The sequence below is a fragment of the Pseudomonas sp. Z1-29 genome (genome assembly GCF_051131995.1).
Taxonomy (GTDB): Bacteria; Pseudomonadota; Gammaproteobacteria; order Pseudomonadales; family Pseudomonadaceae; genus Aquipseudomonas.
The window spans coordinates 4354198-4374089 of the sequence record NZ_CP071645.1; the positions used below are offsets into that span (position 1 = coordinate 4354198).

The window sequence follows — 19892 nt, forward strand, 5'->3', positions numbered from 1 at the left end:
CTGGCTTTTGCAAAGCCGCTAGTTTCCCGAGGGACTCAAAGCCTGTCATCCCTTTTTTCTCTGCAAGAGCCATAGCCACAATCAATAGCGGTACTGCCCACCCTGGATCAGCGTCGCCAGTTGCTGGTCCACCCGCACGTAGGTCGAAGTGTCGGGGAGCCAGGCGTAGATCGGTTCCTCGCCCGTGAGGCAGGGGTCAAAGGCTTCGGCCTTGAGGCGGGTTTTCTGATACTTGAACGTGCCGGTCGTTTCCATCTTCACCTTGATCCGCAGGAACAGCGGCACCGCGTAGGCCGGCAGCTTGCCTTGCAGAAATTGCAGCAGCTCGCTGAAATCCAGGGTCGCCAGGGACTCGGCCGGGGTGATCGCGGCCATCCCGGCGCGGCCGTTGGTTCCGGTGATCTCCACGCCGTAGGCCACCGCCTCGGCGATCTGTGGATGTTGCAGGAGCACGTTTTCGACTTCGGTGGTGGAGACGTTTTCGCCTTTCCAGCGATAGGTGTCGCCGAGGCGATCAACGAACTGCCCGTGGCCGAAGCCGATATTGCGCAGCAGGTCGCCGGTGTTGAAATAACGATCGCCTGGGACGAAGACGTCTCGGCAGACGGTTTTTTCGGTCTTGGCCGGATCGGTGTAGCCATCCAGCGGCGCCTTGTCGTCGATGCGCGCCAGCAGCAGGCCCGGCTCGCCCTTGGGGACTTTCTGCATGCGCCCTTGCAGGTTGCGCAAGGGCGCACCGCTGTCATGGTCGTACTGCACCAGTTCCCAACCCATCAGGGAAAACCCGACCGTGTTATCGAAGTTCAGGATGTTGGTGAAGCCGATATTGCCGTCGCTGGCCGCATACAGTTCACAGATATGGCCAATCCCGAAGCGGGTCTTGAAGGCCAGCCAGGCGCCCGGGCGCAAGCCGTTGCCGATCATCTTCCGGACCTCATGCCGCCGGTCGTCGGCGCTGGCGGGCTGCTCGATCAGGTAGCGACACAGTTCGCCGACATAACCCAACGTGGTCGCTCGGTAGCGACGCACGTCGCTCCAGAATTGGCTGGCGCTGAACTTGCGGCGGATGGCGAACCCCGAGGCACCGCAAACTGCCGCGCCCCAGCACACACACAGGCCGGTGGCGTGATACAGCGGCAGCGTGCAATAAACGACGTCATCGGGCTGCATGTCCAGGGCGATCAGGCCAAAACTGGTGGAGGTGCGCATCCAGCGTCCATGGCGGAATACGCCGGCCTTGGGTAACCCGGTGGTGCCCGAGGTGTAGAGATAAAAACAGGGGTCGTTGTAAAACACCTGCCTGCCAAGCGGATTATCGCCTGGGTAATCCTCGCTGCCGACCATCAGGTCGACGAATCCGTACGGAACCGCGCCACTGTCCTGGTCGGCAACCCACCAGGTCCGCGCATCCGCCAGCGCCGTTCGGCCGCGCACGTCGTTGAAGACAGCGACCCGTTCATCCCCGACCACCACCGCCACCGGCGCGACCAGCGCCAGGCTGTGCACCAGGGCATCTCCGGTTTGCGATGTGTTGATCATCGCGCTCACCGCCCCGACCTTCGCCACCGCCAACACCGTAATCAGCAGCTGCGGGCGGTTTTCCAGAACAATCGCCACGCAGTCGCCCTTGCCAAGACCTTGCGCCAGCAAGTAATGGGCAATGCGATTGGCCTGTTCGTTGACCTGTGCGTAAGACAGCACCGTGTCGCCGCAGAGCAGCGCCGGGCCGTGGGGATTGCGTTGCGTGGCCTGTTCGAAACACCAGCCAAGGCCGCAAGGCTGGGTGGGGTCCTGGACGTTGGCGAGTTTCAGGCCTTTGATGATTCGCGGAACAACTCTGGCGATGACGGGCAGTTTGCGCAGCATCATCCCCCAGGTAATAGCGTCGCTGGGTGTACGACTCATGGACGATCCTTCCCCGTTCGACCTTGTGGGCCGCGGTTCTTGTTATGGGTTGGGCGAATCTGGAGGGAAATTACGCCAGCGATTCCGGTGCTGTACATGCGGTTTTTGCAATGTTTTGTATCCGCTGCGGGGAACAGGCGAAGCGGGAGCGCCAGGATGCGGTTTGGTTCCAAAAATAATCGGGCATCCCCGCAAAATGCAGGATGCACGATGGCCGTTCATGCAAGATGCACGAATACAAAAAACCCTGAAAATATTAACTTATTGTTTTTAAAGGCATTTTTTATAATTACAATGCTGGCATAGACACTGCAACTACCCCTCCACGGTTTGCCATACCATGGAGCAGTCAACTATGAACATGATTCAAGAGAAGTTTGCATCGCTGTTTTCCAACTACGAAGTCACCACGCAGCCTCGCCCGGACGGCGGCATTCTGCTGACCTTGCGCAACAGCGATGGCAAACTGTTCAAGCGTACGATTTCCTACGCTCAGTTGCATGCCGGGGATCAACTCTCCTGGGCGATCAGTGCCATTCGCCGTGATCTGGCTGAACAGGCCAGCGAACTGCCACCGGTCGCGATGCTGCAGAGCCAGCACCGTTTCGCGCTGCCGACCTATCACAGCGCCTGACAGCAACCAGCTTCAAGCTCTGAACAAAGACAGGCCATGGAACCCAGCGGTTCCATGGCCTGATTTTTTTTAGCCGTCAGAAGGCGTTCAGAAGCGCGAAGGTTCGATCTGCGCGAAGCTTTCAACCGTCGTGTGGCCGGCCAGATCACCGCCCTCGCGGGCCAATCCACAGGTCGCCATTCCGGCATTCCTGGCCGCGTCCAGTTCCTCGACGATATCCGACAGAAACAGGATTTCCTGCGGCGCGATCCCCATCGCCTCGCTGATTCGCCGATACGACTGCGCGTCCCGCTTGGCTCCCGACGTGGTGTCGAAATAACCGCTGAACAACGGCGACAGGTCGCCAGCCTCGGAACAGCCAAAAATCAGCTTCTGTGCCTGGATCGACCCCGAGGAATAGACAAACAACCGGTAACCTTGCTGATGCCAGGCCTCGAGCGCCTGCGCCGCGTCAGGATAAACGTGCCCTTTCAACTGGCCGGCCGTGTATCCCTGCTCCCAGACCATACCCTGCAAGGCCTTGAGCGGCGTGGCCTTGCGGTCTTCGGCAATCCAGCCCAGCAGGATCGCGATGACCCGTTCGACGTCTGCGTCCGGCTCGGCACTGTCGCGGCGCACGGCGTCCAGTTGCTCCGCGACGTCGGCACGCCCGGCGTTGTGCCGGACAAAATCCGGCAGGTGTCGGGCGGCATAGGGAAACAGCACGTCGAATACAAAACTGACGGCGCTGGTGGTGCCTTCAATGTCGGTGAGGATGGCCTTGATCGTCACGGGCTCAGTCCTCCAGGCGCGGGAAACGGCTGGCGATTTCATCACCGGTGAACTTGGCGACCCAGCCTTCCGGGTTATTGAACAGCCGAATGGCGACGAAATGTGGGTGTTCGCCCATGTCGAACCAATGCGGCGTACCGGCGGGCACCGAGATCAGATCGTTCTTTTCGCACAGTACCGCATAGACGTAGTCGTCGATGTGCAAGGTGAACAGGCCACGACCGGCGACAAAAAAGCGCACTTCGTCCTCGCCGTGACGGTGTTCATCCAGAAACTTGGCGCGCAGTTCGGCTTTTTGCGGGTGGTCGCTGTTGAGGCTGATGACATCCACCGTGACATAGCCGCGCTCGGTCATGAGTTTGTCGATCTGGGTCCGGTAGGCGCCAATCACCTCCTCCTGGCTGGCGCCGGGCTGGATCTTCGTCGCAGCTTCCCAACGATCGAAGCGCACGCCTTTTTCGGCGAGGGTCGCGGCGATGTCTTCGAAATGGGTCAGGACCTTGTTCGGAATCTCGGGACTTGAAACGTGATAGACGGACAGGCTGCTCATGGTCATGGCTCCAGCAATTTAACGGTTCAGGAGTGTGCGAGTCTTGAGCTCGCATTCGAACAGGAACTCGAACGCCTCGATTTGCCGCAGCGCATCGTTCATGCCCGGCCCCCAGGTGTACAGGCCGTGCCCACGGATCAGATAACCGACGCAATCGGGGTGCGCGTCGAGCCAGGGCTGAACCTTGGCGGCGAGACGCGCGATGTCCTGGTCGTTGTCGAAAATCGGCACGCGAACCTGGGACTCATGGGTCGTGACTCCGCTGAAGGCCTTTTGCAGCTCGTAGTCCTCGAAGTCGATGAAGTCTGCGCCGGTCAAGCGCGAGAGCACCGTGGCATTCACCGAATGGGTGTGCAGCACCGCGCCGATCTGCGGCCGCCAGCGATACAGCTGCGTGTGCAACAGGGTTTCGGCAGACGGTTTCTTGCCCGGCTCCAGGCTGTTGCCATCCAGGTCGGTGGCGAGCACATCGTCGACGCCCAGTTGCCCCTTGTGTTTGCCGGAAACGGTGAGCAGGGCCTGGTCGGAAGACAACCGGGTCGAATAATTGCTGCTGGTGGCCGGGGACCAGCCGCGACCATACAGAAAACGCCCGGCGTCGATGATTTCCCGGGTGAGTTGTTCACGGGTAAGGCTCATGGCCTGTCCTCTTGCATGCGTGTGGCAATGATAACGGCTGCGGCGAAGGCTGCGAGACTGGCGATGTTGAAAGTCCAACCGGCGCCCAGGGCATTCCAGCTGTAGCCGGAATACAACGCGCCCAACGCCCCGCCGGTTCCGGCCAGCGCGGCGTACAGCGCCTGCCCCTGACCTTGCTGGCGTGAACCGAAGCTACGTTGCACGAAATGGATGGCAGCGGCGTGAAAGCTGCCAAAGGTCGCTGCGTGCAGGACCTGGGCAAGCAACAGCACCCAGAGAAACTCCGCCAACGACCCCAGTAGCAACCAGCGCAGCGCCGCCAGCAGGAAGCTGGCCATCAACACCCGGCGCACGGAAAACCGCGCCAGGATCCGGCTCATCAGCAGGAAAACCAGCACTTCCGCGACCACGCCGACGGCCCAGAGCATGCCGATCAATCCGCGGCTGTAGCCCAGGCGCTCCAGGTGCAACGTCAGGAAGGTGTAATACGGCCCATGGCTCAGTTGCATCAGGCCGACGCAGGCATAAAACGCCAGCACGCCCGGATTGCGCAACTGCCGCAGGAAACCGTCCCCGGCCACCCGCGGCCCCTGAACGGGCTGGGCGTTGGGCACCCAGAAACTGCTGAGCACGATGCCACCCATGATCAACGCCAGCGCCACGGGATAGATGTCCAGGCTCAACCATTCGAACAACCGACCGAGCGCGACCACGGTGATGATGAAGCCGATGGAGCCCCACAGTCGGATCTGGCTGTAGCGCGCCGCCTGCCCGCTCAAGTGGGCCAGGGTGATGACTTCGAATTGCGGCAGCACCGCGTGCCAGAAGAACGCATGCAGCGCCATGACCATCGCCAGCCAGGCGTAGCTTTTGTCGATGAAGATCAGCGAGAAACTGAGCAGCGTACAGATCGCGCCAAACCGCACGATTGCCAGGCGCCGGCCGGTGTAGTCACCCAGCCAGCCCCAGAGGTTCGGCGCGACGCAACGCATCAGCATGGGAATCGCCACCAGCTCGCCGATGCGCGCGGCGTTGAACCCGAGGTGATCGAAATACAGCGCCAGGAACGGTGCGGTCGAACCGAGCAACGCAAAGTAAAACAGATAGAAGCTGGAAAGCCGCCAGTACGGCACTGCCGCCATGGTCGTCAGGCCACGGCGGTCGGCAGGCCAGCCATCAAAGCTGACCCAACACCGGCGTGCCGACCCGAACGTCGGCGTTCTGTCCGCGATGACGCAACAGGTGGTCCATCAGCACGATCGCCATCATCGCCTCGGCAATCGGCGTTGCGCGAATGCCCACGCAAGGGTCGTGGCGGCCCTTGGTGATGACATCCACCGGGTTGCCGTGGATGTCGATCGAGCGTCCCGGCGTGGTGATGCTGGACGTCGGCTTCAACGCCAGGTGGGCAACAATCGGCTGGCCCGAAGAGATGCCGCCAAGGATGCCGCCGGCGTTGTTGCTCAGAAATCCCTCGGGAGTCAACTCGTCGCGGTGTTCGGTGCCACGCTGGGCGACACAGGCGAAACCGGCGCCGATCTCCACGCCCTTGACTGCGTTGATGCTCATCAACGCATGGGCCAGTTCGGCGTCGAGACGGTCGAAGATCGGCTCGCCCAGGCCAGGCATCACGCCTTCGGCGACCACGGTGATTTTCGCGCCGACCGAATCCTGGTCCCGACGCAACTGGTCCATGTAGGCTTCAAGCTCGGGGACTTTGTCCGGGTCGGGGCTGAAAAAGGCGTTCTGCTCCACCGAATCCCAGGTCTTGAACGGGATTTCGATCGGGCCCAGCTGGCTCATGTAGCCACGAATGACGATGCCCTGGCTGGCCAGGTACTTCTTGGCAATTGCCCCGGCCGCTACGCGCATGGCGGTTTCCCGGGCCGAACTGCGACCGCCGCCACGGTAGTCGCGCTCGCCGTATTTGTGATGGTAGGTGTAGTCGGCGTGGGCCGGGCGGAACAGGTCCTTGATGGCCGAGTAGTCCTTGGACTTCTGGTCGGTGTTGCGAATCAGCAGGCCGATGGCGCAACCGGTGGTGCGACCTTCGAACACACCGGAGAGGATTTCGACTTCATCGGCTTCCTGGCGCTGGGTGGTGTGGCGGCTGGTGCCGGGCTTGCGGCGATCAAGGTCACGCTGCAGGTCCTCCAGGGAAATCTCCAGGCCCGGCGGGCAGCCGTCGACAATGGCGACCAACGCCGGGCCATGGCTTTCGCCCGCGGTGGTGACGGTGAACAGCTTGCCGTAGGTATTGCCGGACATGCAGGGTGCTCCGTGGAATCGCTGAAAAATCGAGATGGGCGCCAGTATACGCAGGCTCCCCGAGTAGTTCATCCTCGAACCTTATCGGTGCGCGCCAGTCCAACCGGCACCTTCGCAGCTAATGGCTTCATGATGTTAAAACTGTTTGCCTTGAGTCTTGCCCTCTTGACAGGCCTGGTTAGCGGCCTGGCCCAGGCCACCGTCCTGCAACGCCCCATCAGCCTCGACACCGGCAACGGTGAACTTTTCGGCTCGCTGCTGTTGCCCAAGTCCGACACACCGGTGCCCGTTGTCCTGATCATTTCCGGCTCAGGTCCTACGGATCGTGACGGAAACAACCCCGAGGGCGGGCGCAACGACAGCCTCAAGCGCCTGGCCTGGGTACTCGCCAGGCACAACATCGCCAGCGTGCGCTACGACAAGCGCGGCGTGGCCGCCAGCCTCGCCGCCACGCCGGACGAGCGCAACCTCAGCGTCGAGGCCTACGTCGCCGATGCCGTGGCCTGGAGCCACAAGCTCGCCGCCGATCCGCGACTGGGCCCGTTGATCCTGCTGGGCCACAGCGAAGGTGCGCTGATCGCCAGCCTCGCCGCGCCCCAGGCCAACGCTGCGGCAGTGATTTCGGTGTCCGGCAGTGCACGGCCGATCGACCAGGTGCTACGGCAACAACTGAGCAGCCGCTTGCCACCGGCGCTGATGTTGCGCAGCAACGAGTTACTCGACAGCCTCAAGGCCGGGCGCCCCGACGCGGACGTTCCTGCGCAGCTGCAGGTGATTTTCCGTCCCAGTGTGCAGCCTTACCTGATCTCGTTGTTCCGCCAGGACCCGGCCCAAGCCTTCGCGGCATTGAAGATGCCGGCGCTGATCATCCAGGGCAGCCATGACATCCAGGTCAGCGTCGAGGATGCCAGGCAGCTGAAAGCCGCCAAGCCTGACGCACAATTGGCCCTGATCGAGGGCATGAACCATGTGATGCGCATTGTGCCCAACGACGTGAAGCGGCAACTGGCGTCCTATAAAGACCCCAATCTGCCCCTGGCGGCTGAACTGGGTGTGCAGATCCTGCGCTTTATCGGCTCGATCGGTTCCCGTTGAGCGGACTTGATCGCCATACCGGCCAATTGCCCTCCAGTCCTGGCGAAAACGGCCGATAAACCGACGTCGGGCAGCGCAATGGCTGTCGACAAGCCGGCCTGGACAGGATTTTGCCGTTATGACTGAGACTCAAACTTCTCCCGACACCGTCGCCGAACCGGCCGCCGCGCCTGCGGTGGAGCAGCCTTGGGCGGATGTGCAGGCCGAGCAGCATAAAATGCTCCGGCTGGCCCCGCTCAAGACCGATCGCGCCACCGGTGTGAGGCCCTTGCGCTTTGTCGAGTTCAGCTACGCCGAGCGTCACAGCAAGGAGCGCAGTTTGCTGCGCATGAGCATCAAGTTGCCGGGCCAACGGGTGCGCAAGGAACAGAACCATCTGGACGTCTGGGCCGACCACGTCGAGAAACGTCTGTCTTTCTCCCCTGACAACTTGCAAGTCGAGCCTTTGAATCGTGGGCTCGGACGCTTTCTCGCCGCTCAGGGCATCACCTGGGCGAAGAAGCGCTGGTCGAGCTATCGGGTGGACGGCAGCGACCTGAACAACAAGGACGCGCTGAACGAAGACACGCGCCTGCGCCGCGATCACTTCCTCAAGGCCCACGGCTTCGAGGTGGTCTACGCCGACGCCCAGCATCTCAAGGGCAGCGTCAAGGCCGCCCAGGTTGGCGACCTGGTGGGCGACTGGAACACCGAGAAGCTGCAGTTCGTCGAGATTCTCGAAGCCGCGCAGATGCTGCAACAAGCCGAGCAGAACCTGGCGGAGCAGGAAGTCAAACTCAAGAAGCAGGAAGAGAAGGTCAACAAGTTCAAGCGCGAAGACACCGGCTTGCGCTTTACCATCACTTGCCTGGTGGCGTTTGCGATGTTCCAGGCGGGATTGCTGATCTGGATTGCGACGCGGCATTGATCCAAGCGCGTGAATAACCCTGTGGGAGCGAGCTTGCTCGCGATAGCGATTGAACAGGTAACACATCTGTTGAATGACAGGCCGTCATCGCGAGCAAGCTCGCTCCCACAGGGATCGCGGCGGAACGCAGAAACCGTGGCGAGGGAGCTTGCTCCCGCTCGGCTGCGCAGCAGTCGTAAACCTGGCGACTCCTATCTCAAACCTTTGAAGCGGGGGCTGCTTCGCAGCCCAGCGGGAGCAAGCTCCCTCGCCACAAAAGCAGCACAGCGTCAAATCCTTGAAGCAAACAACGCCTGGTGCTCACGGCACTGTTCGGCGCTGAGCATGAACACGCCATGCCCGCCGCGTTCGAAGTCCAGCCAGGCGAAGTCGACCTCCGGGTAAAGCGCCTCGACATGTACCTGGCTGTTGCCCACCTCGACAATCAACAGGCCCTTCTCGGTCAGATGGTCGGCCGCCTCGGCCAGCATCCGGCGAACCAGGTTCAAGCCGTCATCGCCACAGGCCAGGCCCAACTCAGGTTCGTGCTGGTATTCCTGGGGCATGTCGGCGAAATCCTCCGCGTCGACGTAAGGCGGGTTCGACACGATCAGATCGAAACGTTGCCCCGGCAAGCCATCGAAACCATCGCCCTGGACTGTGAACACCCGCTCATCGACGCCATGGCGCTCGATATTCTGATTGGCCACCTCCAGCGCTTCGAACGACAGGTCGGCCAGCACCACTTCGGCTTCCGGGAATTCATAGGCACAGGCGATCCCGATGCAGCCGGAACCGGTGCACAGGTCGAGGATCCGCGCAGGCTCCTGGCCCAGCCAGGGCTCGAAGCGTTTTTCAATCAGCTCGCCGATGGGCGAACGCGGGATGAGCACGCGTTCGTCGACGATGAAAGACATTCCGCAGAACCACGCTTCACCGAGCAGGTAGGCAGTCGGAATGCGCTCGGCAATACGACGGCGCAGCAGGCGCTGCACATGCACCAGCTCTTCGTCTTCGAGACGGCAATCCAGATAGCTGTCGGCAATTTCCCAAGGCAAATGCAGCGCGCCCAACACCAGTTGGCGAGCCTCATCCCAGGCATTGTCGGTGCCATGGCCAAAGAACAGATCCTCGCCATGGAAACGGCTGACGGCCCAACGAATATGGTCGCGCAGGGTACGAAGGCGGGAAGTGATCACAGCGGCAAACTCCAGAGAAATCGACGGGCGAGTCTACCAGCCAAACCCGCACTCTCCCAAACACCCCCGCGAGAAACGAAAAACTCCGATCCAGCCGTAGGATCTTTCCATTTTTTGCACCGCCCGTTGAATAAGATGGCGATCTTGATAAGGCTGTAGGCCAGCAACGACGGCCCTTGCGATGGAAGCGATTCACAGAACCGCTCAGCCGGAGGAGAATGTCGCAAAAGCCCCACTCGAAGGAGCCCCAGAATGTCCGTTCCAAAAACGATGTTTCAACTCAGCGGCCGCGGTTATGCAGCGGCCAACCTGAGTCAAGCGACGCTGATCATCATCGATGCCCAGAAAGAGTATCTCGCCGGCCCCCTGGCCCTCAGCGGCATGGATGCGGCGGTCGCGAACATCAAGCAACTGCTCGGCGCAGCCCGCACCGCCGGCCGGCCGATCGTGCATGTACGCCACCTCGGTACCCACGGCGGGCTGTTCGATCCACAGGGCGAACGGGGGGAATTCATTCCAGGCCTTGAGCCGCGGGACGACGAAACCATTATCGAAAAGCTCTTGCCGAGTGCTTTCCACGGCACCGAACTGAAGAAGCGCCTGGAAGATTTCGGCCCACTGGATCTGATCGTCTGCGGTTTCATGAGCCATTCCAGCGTCAGCACCACCGTGCGCGCCGCCAAGAACCTGGGCTTTCGCTGCACCCTGGTCGAAGACGCCTGCGCCACTCGTGATCTGCCGCACAAGGGCGGCGTGCTGAGCGCCGAACACGTCCACCAGACTGAAATGGCGATCATGGCGGACAACTTCGCCACCCTGGCCATGACCCGCGACTTCATCTGACAGCGCTGATGAGCGGCTGGTTGCGCCGCTCATCCGCAAAAACGTCTCATTTGCTGCAATTGTCCCGGCTTCAGGAACAACCCGAACATCTTCCGGTCGAAGGGCCGATACCCATTGAGGAAGGTCGGAATGAAGTTATCCGATGGTTTTGACGCACGTCGCTTGCGGCCCAAGGGCCCGAGCAACTGGCGATTTCGTATCGGCGCGGGGATCGCGGCGCTGCTGGCAACGCTCGGTGTGCTGCTGGCGATGGCCGGCGCCGCCAGCCTGCTCGGCCGTCCGCCCGCGCTGGGCGAGTTGAACGCCACCCCGCTCGGCTCGGCGATCATCCTGGCAATCGGTCTGTTGGTTCTGCTATTGGGCATCTGGCTCTGGCGCCGTTGCCGCCGTCGCGCCCGCCAATCCCTGGAGCTGGCCATGGCTCCCCATCTGATGAAAAAACACGACTGATCCGCCATCCGACGTTTTGTCGCGCCCTATCCCAGCGGAGTTGGGTAAACTGGCCGGCCTTCGCGGAGGCTGACATGCAAGACGACGACTTTTCCCTGTTCAAAAGTGCGATCCAGGGCGTAAAACCGATCAAACACGATCGCGCCGAAACCGGCAAGCCAAAGGCCGATCGCGCGCAGATCGCCAAGTTGCGCCAGGCCGCCACCGTGCGCACCGATGCAACAACCGTGGATGGCCTGTCCGATCAGTTCGTCATCGACGTCGGCCCTGAAGACGAATTGATGTGGGCGCGCGACGGGGTCCAGGAAAGCCAGATGCGCAAGCTGAAGGTCGGTCAGATCCCCTTCGAAGGCAGCCTCGACCTGCACGGCATGACTGTCGAAAAGGCCCGGGAAACCCTCTGGGCCTTCCTCGCCGAAGCCACCCGATTCGAAATCCGCTGCGTGCGCGTCACCCACGGCAAGGCGGTGCGGCTGGACGGCAAGCGACCGATGATCAAGAGCCACGTCAACACCTGGCTGCGCCAGCACCCGCAAGTGCTCGGCTTCACCTCCTGCCAGGCCAGGCACGGCGGCGCCGGGGCGGTCTACGTGATGCTCAAGCGCACCATGATGGAAGGTCGCGACGAGTAACCCTCGATTGCCGAGCTTGCAGCGCCGTGTCCGCCACCGTACCCTTGCCCTTTGCGTAAAATCCCACAGGTAGTTTCATGTCTCTGGAACAGAATTACACCGCTATGTAGGGTGGGTTCTGCTTGGTGGTCAGAGGTAATGAAATCGGGGCGCTCGTACTTAGGCCAACCTGATTTTTCTCGCCAAAACGCAACGATTGGTATGGAAATTGGTACAACAATTCTGTCTTCAGCTGCGGTGACGTGGGGCTATTCTTTCCAGTAGACGTGCTTTTCGCTCGCTCAGTGTTGGCTTTAGGCCAGGCGCGAAAAGCGGGCGGTCTCAGAAAGGATTGCAAGGGACGGTTATCCGCTGGAGTCATGGAGATAGGGCAGTGGATTACATAAGGCGCTTCATCGATAAGCACCGCCATGGAATGTGGAAAGAGATACTGATCGGCTATGCCATTTTGTGTCTGCTATCAGGAGTGGTTTCTGCGTGGGGGAGTCGCCACTTTGTTTCGTCCTTTGCGCTCTGGACTCTTACACATGCTCTCTACCTACCCGTTATATTTGCTTGCTTAGGGCTTTCTATCTGGGTAGGCGTGTGCGCCGGAAAACTGTCTAGGTTGACGGTGATAGGTTGGGTCGCGGGCATTGCTGCATTCGCAATTGTGAGTTGGGCGATCACGAATTTTGCTGGCCAGATACCCGGTATGGCGGTTTCTGGCTGTCCTTAATTCCCCGCATTCCGACTACTAGCAACTCCGGGACGTACTACACTCTGCCATCATCATAAGGATCGGTATCTATGCAGATTAGTGACGCGGTAGAAGTGGTGCAAGTTGCCGGGCCGACTAATGCCAACCAGAAGTTGGCTGAGGGTTGGACGCTGTTGGCCGTGGTACCCGGAGCCAACGCCGAAGGCAAGCCGCATGTGGCGTACGTGCTGGGTAAGCCGAAGGAAAAGACCGGTACCGGGCTGTACGGCCAGCCGGTCTAAGCGTGACGCCGCGCTACGAGTAACGGCGCTTATGTTCAAAAGGTCGGCCAGGGGTGGATTTTTAGGGGACTAAAATAACTGTTCCTTTTCCGCACTTTTCCGCAAGGAGCTATTCCTTATGACCCCATCGTTCGTTCTTGCTTTCGTCGAGCGACAGACAGGCATCCCGCGTCCAGACGGCCTTTTGCTGTACGGTCAAGACGATCTAACCGAAAGAAACGACACGTTTGAGGTCGCACAGTACTTACCCGGATACTTGCTGATTGGAGACGATAGCGGCGGCCGTGGAGTATTTGTCCATTATGTATTACCAGCGTACCCGGTCTATATATGTGACCTTGGCGTCTTGGCTGAAGAGGAACTCGTCCCTCTCGCCCCTACGCTCCACCAATGGGTAGAGTTGAGTTGCCCTCTTCCAGGTTAGGGGGACTGGGTGCTGCCAGGCAATTCATTCAGGTCGGAGCCGCTTCGCCGTAGCGCTTAGCTTCTGCGTTGCGCATGTCTGCAATGAGTCGAAAGTGAACATGCTGCCCCCAATGATGGATTGGACGGCTTAATCGCCGTGGCTCCCGCCCCGCTTGCTTCGCTGCGCTTTGCACGCCCTTCATGTAGCAAATATTGAGCAAACTGTAGCTTGGTGTCTTTCAGCCGCATTGCGTGGGATGAGAATTACACCGGCATGGGGGGTAGGTTCTGCTTGGTCGTTAGCGGTAATGAAATTGGGGGTTTTGTGCTCAGGGCTACCTGATTTTTCTCGCCGAAACGCAACGACTGATACGGAAATTGATCCCAGAGCCCCACGTCAGTTACCGTAACGCAGCAATTGAGGAGTCGCCCGTCTGGGCGAATGATCAGTGTCCGCTCTTGATAGCGAATGGCCATAAATGATCTGTCACTTCTGCTTGCCATGCCACCACCTGCGCTTCTTTGTTACTCCACTAAAATCCTTTTCCCACCCATTCATCCATTCTTCATAGGCGCTATCCGGAGGGATCAAATCCGCATTCTTTCCAATTGAGCTCACCCGCCGAATTAGACGCTTTTCTCCAGACAACTCCTCATATCGGTCACGAACTATAATCCCTTGTGATGTGAGGCAATGGGAGAGTTTCCACGCGAAGAAAATAATATCGTCGACGTAGTTCGCCATCCCCCGTACAGCCGAGCCGTACTCATTGTTTACAACCCCTCCGACGGGCAGCGCAAGATGATAGTGCTCGGACGTGAAGCCTGCCGGCAAGCCACCGTCTCTAAACATCTCAAGGAGCCGGTTATACGCGTCAATCATGCCGTTAAGATTCCCGACGGCGTCCGCCAGGGCAATCAATGATTTCACCCCATTGGGCGAAATGCTCATGCTCTTAAGAACGAGGCCCTGTAGCTCCACAATCGGCGGCGCTATGGCTTGAAACTCAAGTTATTGATACTCAACGTGAACGGCCCCGCTCGCCTTTCAGCTGCCTTGTACTGATCGAATCTTTCCAAATCCGATTCATACTTTTTTAGAAGTCCCGTTACGTGCTGCTTTTTGAGAGCCCCGGCCACATCTATTATCGATATACACAGCGTTATTGAGACATCGATACTGCGAAGCTCTGCCAATAGCTCGTCCCTCAGCTTTGAGTTCCTGGCGATGCGTCCGGCCATCCATGCACCAACGCCGGCACCGACCCCCGCGCTGATCAGAGCGCTACCCCATTCGCCAGCGTCAATGCTCGGGAGGCTGGCAACCCAAGGAAACAGCGATGCCGTCGCCGTATAAACGCCGTGAATCGGCTCCCACAACTCCGACATTGCTAACCCTCACACTCGGCGCCCCGACCATCGAGGCAGATGTATCGGCATTTTAATGCATTCGTCGCCACTAGAGTGATCCGTCCCTGAGGGGATGGACTGGCCAGCCACCGGCTATAACCGGCAAGAGAACGCGTTCAATGCGTCTGCTACCCAATGGTGATTCAGCAGTCTGCTAAGATCGAGGCGTCTGCCTCATGCAAAGGATGCAGTAATGGGAAACTACACGAAGGGGCTCACAGAGCGCCGTCATCACACGCAGCTCAGGGAGGGGTTCTGCCTAATCTGCGGAACCTTCGGCCCTCTCAGTTGGGATCACGTTCCGCCCCAAGGTAGCATTACGCTCTCCAAAGTTGAGCAGGCTCATCTGACTGAGGTTATGGGAATCAACCCCGACCCTGTCATCGGTGTGAAGTCTTCTAACGGAAGTAAGTTCAGAACTATCTGCAAGCATTGCAACAGCTCACATCTAGGTACTAACGACCAAGAGGTGGCGAGGGTCTACAAAGGCTTATCAGAGAAGATCAAACATTATTTTTTGAGCCTAGACAGTCCCGTGAATCACGTGCATATCCCGTATGACGGGATGAGATTTTGCCGAGCAATGGTTGGACACGTACTATCAGCAACCACCGTAAAGGAATGTCTGCGAGAGCCTGTGCCTGTTCCTTACTATGCTCCGTTACAAAAATTTGTCATGGGAGACGATACCGCCACTGATGACACCCATGATTTCTATACCTGGTTCTATCCACACCGCAGGCACATGAGCATAAAAATGTTTGCTTGCAGAAACCACGGACACGTTGCCACTTTAAGTCTCTTGTCATTTTTTCCGCTGGCGTTTTTGATCACCGAAAAAGGACAGGGAATTTATCCCTCTGGTGCAACCCTAGTGAAATCCACTGATAAAACACTTCACGTGAAACTAGACTCAGGCCACCTGCCTTACGCTGCGTTTCCCAATGCTGGGCTGAAGGGAGATCAGATGATCCTATTAGATGGTAGCCAGTCGATTGTGAGCTACCCCATTTGAAGGGCTACGCTTCTACATCTGAGAGATTTTTTGCCGTCGCACCGCACAGCTCACCGCTACTTAGTTAATAGCGATTCCCTATGCTACAAATAGTCACTTTGATCTATGCGATTAAAATTCAAACCAAACTCGTTACGACTTCGCCTTGCCTTGAAAACGTCTACATCCAACCCATGAAAACGGAGGGCACTTACAAGTTCCCCCACCAGTTCTGTACCTCCCCTCAAACCTACGTATATTGCCGCAATACTTCGGGCTGGATATGGATTTAAAACTATGCGGCGCCCCCATGGATCATTTCCAACCTCGAAAGACCTAACCACGACATCGTCTAGAAAAAGTCTTTCCTCCTCCTCATAGGCCCAATCTATTGCTTTCTCTAAGGCTATGCGCTTTGTAATCTCATTCGAAGTTTCCCCGTTAATAACAGCTCCGTTAAAGCTACTCCGAAGGCGGCGATAACGAACGCTTAATGCAGGAGCAAAATAAGGGTCTCTCCTTTTAAAACCGATACAAAATCCCTTATGCGATGCGGCATAATGGGACCACATCAACAGGTTGGTGTGATTCCTTGAAAGAGATACAAATTTAATTTCGTCAGTACTCGCATCTTCGTCCAAGGCATACTCATGCTCTCCTATCATAAAGCTATGTTCAAATGGATCATTTAACGACAGCAACTGGGTTAACCTCATCGCCATATTTCGAACAACATCTACTCGCTCAGGCGGGAGATACTTATAAAGCATGACTTCTACTCCTCACAAAAAGAACCGGCCCTCCTTAATAGAGCCGACCACATCTTCACACCTCCGAATACAAAATTATAATTTAGCTGCGTACCGCACATTATTTATGAACGTAACATTGAGATATGCCGGCTCAAGCGAAACGTAAGTCCCGTTATTTTGCGCAAACTCTCTCAGATGACGATTACATCCGATATCCCAGCTCACAACCTCTATTTTCCACTTCTTCTTAACGGCGCGCTCTAACTGCTTTATAAAACCCTTTCCATCCATGAACCCGTTCCCATCGCCAGTTAGTAAAACTATCGTTCCCGGCTCATCTGCGTCTGTAATCCTCTCAAGCATCGCTAGGTGTATAGATTGATCTACCGCTATCTCTGAACCAGTCAGAGCCCCTCGCTGCTGTGTTTCAACCTTCGCGCCCAACTTCTCAAATTTGCCCCATAGTTCGTCATTATTTGGAGGAAGAGAACCGCCCACGAACGCGTACTCAACATCTCGTCCTCCTACAACGTGGGAGAAAAGATTTGCAAAGTGGATGCGAAATGCACTTTCATTCCCCGGTTCTCGCTCCGCACAGACGCGACGACCGACCAACCAGATGTTTGAGTTATCCCAGAAAACATTTATCGCCATGTGAGTTTCCTTTTCAGTAATTGGCGCAAGAGCGATAGCCCGGCTACGTGCCACCATTCTGATACTAGCAACATTTTCAGTTTTCAGCTCGCGTAGAGACGCATCAATTGACAGTCCATAGCTGATCCAATCGCGTAGTGAAGCTTTGACTCATCATCTCTCTACGCATGCCCCAATCAGGGTTGACGGGCACGCTGGCTGATCGAAGTGTCCCCCTCCCCCATCGCCCATTGATCTGGTCCAACACTGACATTAGTTTCGTGGCGTCGGCTGGTTGGGAGGTGGCAAATAGGTCGTCGGTGTACTCCCCTTGCTGACAAAGATTCATCAACAGCACCTCAGCCTTGCTGTACTTGAAGCCAGGCCGAAACACTCGGTCGAGAGCGTCCACCGCAGCCTTGGTCAGCAGCCGCACATCATCAGTGGGGTAAGGCATGTCGATCAGCACGCCGTTGGCGTACTTCGCCTCCTCCGGGTTGAACATGCCGGTGCGGATGCTGACGCGGATCACCTTGCCCTGCTACCCGTCGATAGCATCACCTCGGTGCTGCTGCGCAAAATCGTAGCCAGCACTGAATGGAAATCGCCGGGCGTTAAGCGCTCGGCAATCCAGCGACTCACTACAGTGTTCAGTACCGCCGTCAAAGATGGGCTGATCAATCGCAACCCGGTCGAGTCCATCGAGCTTCCCGTGAAAACGAAAAAGCCCATCGACCCCTTCACGGTGGCGGAAGCCAACGCCATCATCGAACACCTCTATAAGACGCTGACCCATTCGATGCGGATCTACGCGGCTTACTTCGAGTTCGCCTTCTATACCGGTATGCGCCCTAGCGAGATAGCAGCCCTTCGCTGGGGCGAGGTAGACAAGGACAAGCGCCTAGCCAATGTGTGTCGGATCGTCGCGGACTATAAGATCGAGGAGCGCACCAAAACCCGCAATGAACGGCAAGTCATGCTCAACAGCCGTGCCCTGCACGCCATTGAGGTAGCCGGGCAAATCGCCGAGCAACGTGCGAAACAGAGCCGTAGGAAGCACGCCAAATCACCCTATGTGTTCCCGCCAACGAAAAATTTTGAGTTCATCCAGCAGTCCAGCGTCACCGACAAGCACTTCCAGGCCGCACTGACCGAATTAGAGATTCGCGCCCGTCGGCAATACAACTGCCGACACACATACGCTACCATGTGCCTCATGGCGGGGATGAATCCCGCATTTATTGCCACTCAGTTGGGTCACAGCGTTCAGATGTTACTTACAACTTATGCCCGATGGATAAACTCCAATACCGACTGGAATGAGCTTAGTAAATTAGAAAACAATATTAATAGCTTTAATGCTAAGCAATAGAATTACCTAATTCAACCCTTAAACGCCTCAACCGCTTCACACCAAGGTCCGCTTGAAACCGCTGGGACAGTAGCCGCTGGCTGCCTTGAGTTTAGTTTTACCTTCTGGATCAAGAAGGCCGAGGCGGTTAAAACATCCCTTCGCACCTCAACATCACAATTATTATAAACATTTTCTAATATAACAGTGTAGGCATCCGACTCATCTGCTCTAAACGTATACGACGTGCTACAGCTTCGGGGACGAAAATTCGCTCCATCAAAGGTGCTACCGACGTATTTAATATAAATAGTCTGATACGGCTTTTTTTCCAATGACACCGTAATATTTCTTTGGGAAGAATTAACCACAATAGATTTAATGCCAAAGCAATCATAACTTTCTTCAAAATAGACAGCTGTAAGCTTATCCTGAGAGGAGCGATTTATTATGTCTAAGGTAATACTATCTTGAGGTTTTTTTTCTGTTTTAACATTAACAGCACAACCACCCAAGCAAACAACAGTACACAACGTAAGCGCAGCAATTTTCTTCAACATGGATTCCGTTCCTAAAGGGATTGGCATGGATGGCTATAGGCTATCAGCCTCCCCCCTCTCTGTCTCTATCGATACGAACAGACCGGATGATCGCGCAGACAGAGAAGCCTCTTCACCCGATGAGATTGGATGAATAGCTCCGGTCGGCAATACAACTACAGGCACACATACGCTACCATGTGCCTCATGGCGGGTATGAACCCTGCGTTTATTGCCACTCAGCTGGGTCTCAGCGTTCAGATACTGCTCTCGACCTATGCCCGATGGATCAACTCCAGCACCGACTGGGGCGAACTCGGGAAATTCGAAAACAGCTTGATTGGTACAAAATTGGTACAGACAGAACAAGTACCCTTCTGAAACCCTTATGGAATCAGCCTCTGTGACACTGGAACAGAATTACACCGCGATCCTCGGGCAACTCGGCGAGGACGTTTCCCGCGAGGGCCTGCTCGACACGCCCAAGCGCGCTGCCAAGGCCATGCAGTACCTTTGCCGCGGTTATGAACAGACCCTGGAAGAAGTCACCAACGGTGCCTTGTTCAGCTCCGACAACAGCGAAATGGTGCTGGTCAAGGACATCGAGTTGTACTCGCTGTGCGAGCACCACCTGTTGCCTTTCATCGGCAAGGCCCATGTGGCCTACATCCCGAGTGGCAAGGTGCTGGGCCTGTCGAAAGTCGCGCGTATCGTCGATATGTATGCGCGTCGCCTGCAGATCCAGGAAAACCTCAGCCGCCAGATCGCCGATGCGGTCCAGCAGGTGACGGGGGCCATGGGCGTGGCGGTGGTGATCGAGGCCAAGCACATGTGCATGATGATGCGCGGTGTGGAAAAACAGAATTCTTCGATGATCACGTCGGTGATGCTCGGTGAATTCCGTGAAAACGCGGCGACTCGCATGGAATTCCTCAGCCTGATCAAGTAACGCGAT

General features: G+C 57.4%; 21 protein-coding genes and 2 pseudogenes. 11 read left to right on the forward strand and 12 right to left on the reverse strand.

The window, feature by feature from the left end:
* Positions 1 to 81 precede the first annotated feature (81 nt).
* Positions 82 to 1905 (reverse strand): long-chain-acyl-CoA synthetase, encoded by a 1824-nt coding sequence (locus tag J3P84_RS19720; protein WP_434625307.1) that lies wholly within the window; start codon positions 1903 to 1905, stop codon positions 82 to 84.
* 355 nt (positions 1906 to 2260) lie between these two features.
* Here J3P84_RS19720 and J3P84_RS19725 point away from each other — a divergent pair, with 355 nt between their 5' ends.
* Positions 2261 to 2539 (forward strand): DUF3509 domain-containing protein, encoded by a 279-nt coding sequence (locus tag J3P84_RS19725; RefSeq protein WP_186637286.1) that lies wholly within the window; start codon positions 2261 to 2263, stop codon positions 2537 to 2539.
* Between the two features lie 87 nt (positions 2540 to 2626).
* On the opposite strand, the gene mtnC is transcribed toward J3P84_RS19725, so the two are convergent.
* The 5 genes from mtnC to aroC are packed head-to-tail and all read right to left on the reverse strand — an operon-like array spanning position 2627 to position 6767.
* Positions 2627 to 3310: an acireductone synthase gene (mtnC, locus tag J3P84_RS19730; RefSeq protein ID WP_434625309.1), complete on the reverse strand. Its 684-nt coding sequence runs from the start codon at positions 3308 to 3310 to the stop codon at positions 2627 to 2629.
* Between the two features lie 4 nt (positions 3311 to 3314).
* Positions 3315 to 3860 carry a 1,2-dihydroxy-3-keto-5-methylthiopentene dioxygenase gene (locus J3P84_RS19735; protein ID WP_305496132.1) on the reverse strand — a complete coding sequence of 182 codons (546 nt, stop codon included), beginning with the start codon at positions 3858 to 3860 and terminating at the stop codon, positions 3315 to 3317.
* An 18-nt stretch (positions 3861 to 3878) separates the two neighbouring features.
* A complete protein-coding gene (locus J3P84_RS19740) occupies positions 3879 to 4499 on the reverse strand; it encodes a methylthioribulose 1-phosphate dehydratase (protein ID WP_434625311.1) in 621 nt (206 codons plus the stop codon).
* Positions 4496 to 5641, reverse strand: a complete 1146-nt coding sequence (locus J3P84_RS19745; protein ID WP_434625313.1) for an MFS transporter — start codon at positions 5639 to 5641, stop codon at positions 4496 to 4498. Before J3P84_RS19745 ends, J3P84_RS19740 begins: the two co-directional genes overlap by 4 nt.
* A 34-nt stretch (positions 5642 to 5675) precedes the next feature.
* Entirely contained in the window at positions 5676 to 6767 is a 1092-nt protein-coding gene (aroC, locus tag J3P84_RS19750) for a chorismate synthase (RefSeq protein ID WP_434625315.1), read from the reverse strand.
* A gap of 129 nt (positions 6768 to 6896) precedes the next feature.
* Between aroC and J3P84_RS19755 the strand changes: the two genes are divergently transcribed.
* Both J3P84_RS19755 and J3P84_RS19760 read left to right on the forward strand, forming a co-directional pair.
* Complete coding sequence (locus tag J3P84_RS19755; protein ID WP_434625317.1) at positions 6897 to 7862, forward strand: alpha/beta hydrolase; 966 nt, start codon at positions 6897 to 6899, stop codon at positions 7860 to 7862.
* Between the two features lie 118 nt (positions 7863 to 7980).
* Positions 7981 to 8769: a hypothetical protein gene (locus J3P84_RS19760; RefSeq protein WP_434569433.1), complete on the forward strand. Its 789-nt coding sequence runs from the start codon at positions 7981 to 7983 to the stop codon at positions 8767 to 8769.
* Between the two features lie 269 nt (positions 8770 to 9038).
* On the opposite strand, the gene prmB is transcribed toward J3P84_RS19760, so the two are convergent.
* Positions 9039 to 9947, reverse strand: coding sequence for a 50S ribosomal protein L3 N(5)-glutamine methyltransferase (gene prmB, locus J3P84_RS19765; protein WP_434625319.1), 909 nt, complete (start codon positions 9945 to 9947; stop codon positions 9039 to 9041).
* A gap of 252 nt (positions 9948 to 10199) precedes the next feature.
* On the opposite strand from prmB, the gene J3P84_RS19770 reads away from it, so the two are divergent.
* From J3P84_RS19770 to J3P84_RS19785, 4 genes are all read left to right on the forward strand, one after another.
* Positions 10200 to 10790, forward strand: coding sequence for a cysteine hydrolase family protein (locus J3P84_RS19770; RefSeq protein ID WP_434625321.1), 591 nt, complete (start codon positions 10200 to 10202; stop codon positions 10788 to 10790).
* Positions 10791 to 10919: 129 nt separating this feature from the next.
* Positions 10920 to 11240: a hypothetical protein gene (locus tag J3P84_RS19775; RefSeq protein WP_305496140.1), complete on the forward strand. Its 321-nt coding sequence runs from the start codon at positions 10920 to 10922 to the stop codon at positions 11238 to 11240.
* A 74-nt stretch (positions 11241 to 11314) separates the two neighbouring features.
* Entirely contained in the window at positions 11315 to 11872 is a 558-nt protein-coding gene (locus J3P84_RS19780; RefSeq protein WP_434603147.1) for a Smr/MutS family protein, read from the forward strand.
* Between the two features lie 789 nt (positions 11873 to 12661).
* Positions 12662 to 12853 carry a hypothetical protein gene (locus J3P84_RS19785; RefSeq protein WP_434625323.1) on the forward strand — a complete coding sequence of 64 codons (192 nt, stop codon included), beginning with the start codon at positions 12662 to 12664 and terminating at the stop codon, positions 12851 to 12853.
* Between the two features lie 892 nt (positions 12854 to 13745).
* On the opposite strand, the gene J3P84_RS19790 is transcribed toward J3P84_RS19785, so the two are convergent.
* On the reverse strand, positions 13746 to 14210 hold the full coding sequence (locus J3P84_RS19790) for a hypothetical protein (RefSeq protein ID WP_434625325.1): 465 nt from the start codon (positions 14208 to 14210) through the stop codon (positions 13746 to 13748).
* A gap of 651 nt (positions 14211 to 14861) precedes the next feature.
* Here J3P84_RS19790 and J3P84_RS19795 point away from each other — a divergent pair.
* A complete protein-coding gene (locus J3P84_RS19795) occupies positions 14862 to 15683 on the forward strand; it encodes a metal-binding protein (RefSeq protein WP_434625327.1) in 822 nt (273 codons plus the stop codon).
* A gap of 83 nt (positions 15684 to 15766) precedes the next feature.
* Here the strand turns inward: J3P84_RS19795 and J3P84_RS19800 are convergent, their stop codons facing one another.
* The 3 genes and pseudogenes from J3P84_RS19800 to J3P84_RS19810 form a co-directional block, all read right to left on the reverse strand.
* Complete coding sequence (locus J3P84_RS19800) at positions 15767 to 16432, reverse strand: DUF2971 domain-containing protein (RefSeq protein WP_434625329.1); 666 nt, start codon at positions 16430 to 16432, stop codon at positions 15767 to 15769.
* Between the two features lie 75 nt (positions 16433 to 16507).
* Positions 16508 to 17068 carry an NYN domain-containing protein gene (locus tag J3P84_RS19805; protein WP_047230252.1) on the reverse strand — a complete coding sequence of 187 codons (561 nt, stop codon included), beginning with the start codon at positions 17066 to 17068 and terminating at the stop codon, positions 16508 to 16510.
* A 103-nt stretch (positions 17069 to 17171) separates the two neighbouring features.
* Positions 17172 to 17582, reverse strand: a pseudogene (locus J3P84_RS19810) (DUF4113 domain-containing protein); the annotation flags it as partial.
* A 264-nt stretch (positions 17583 to 17846) separates the two neighbouring features.
* Between J3P84_RS19810 and J3P84_RS19815 the strand changes: the two are divergent.
* The gene (locus tag J3P84_RS19815; protein ID WP_434631439.1) at positions 17847 to 18419 is read left to right on the forward strand and encodes a site-specific integrase; all 573 of its coding nucleotides are present in this window, start codon (positions 17847 to 17849) and stop codon (positions 18417 to 18419) included.
* An 11-nt stretch (positions 18420 to 18430) separates the two neighbouring features.
* On the opposite strand, the gene J3P84_RS19820 is transcribed toward J3P84_RS19815, so the two are convergent.
* A complete protein-coding gene (locus J3P84_RS19820; RefSeq protein WP_434625331.1) occupies positions 18431 to 18958 on the reverse strand; it encodes a hypothetical protein in 528 nt (175 codons plus the stop codon).
* A gap of 144 nt (positions 18959 to 19102) precedes the next feature.
* On the opposite strand from J3P84_RS19820, the pseudogene J3P84_RS19825 reads away from it, so the two are divergent.
* Both J3P84_RS19825 and folE read left to right on the forward strand, forming a co-directional pair.
* Positions 19103 to 19318 (forward strand): annotated as a pseudogene (locus J3P84_RS19825) (site-specific integrase); the annotation flags it as partial.
* Positions 19319 to 19340: 22 nt separating this feature from the next.
* Positions 19341 to 19886 carry a GTP cyclohydrolase I FolE gene (folE, locus tag J3P84_RS19830; protein ID WP_434625333.1) on the forward strand — a complete coding sequence of 182 codons (546 nt, stop codon included), beginning with the start codon at positions 19341 to 19343 and terminating at the stop codon, positions 19884 to 19886.
* The last annotated feature ends 6 nt before the right edge of the window (positions 19887 to 19892 follow it).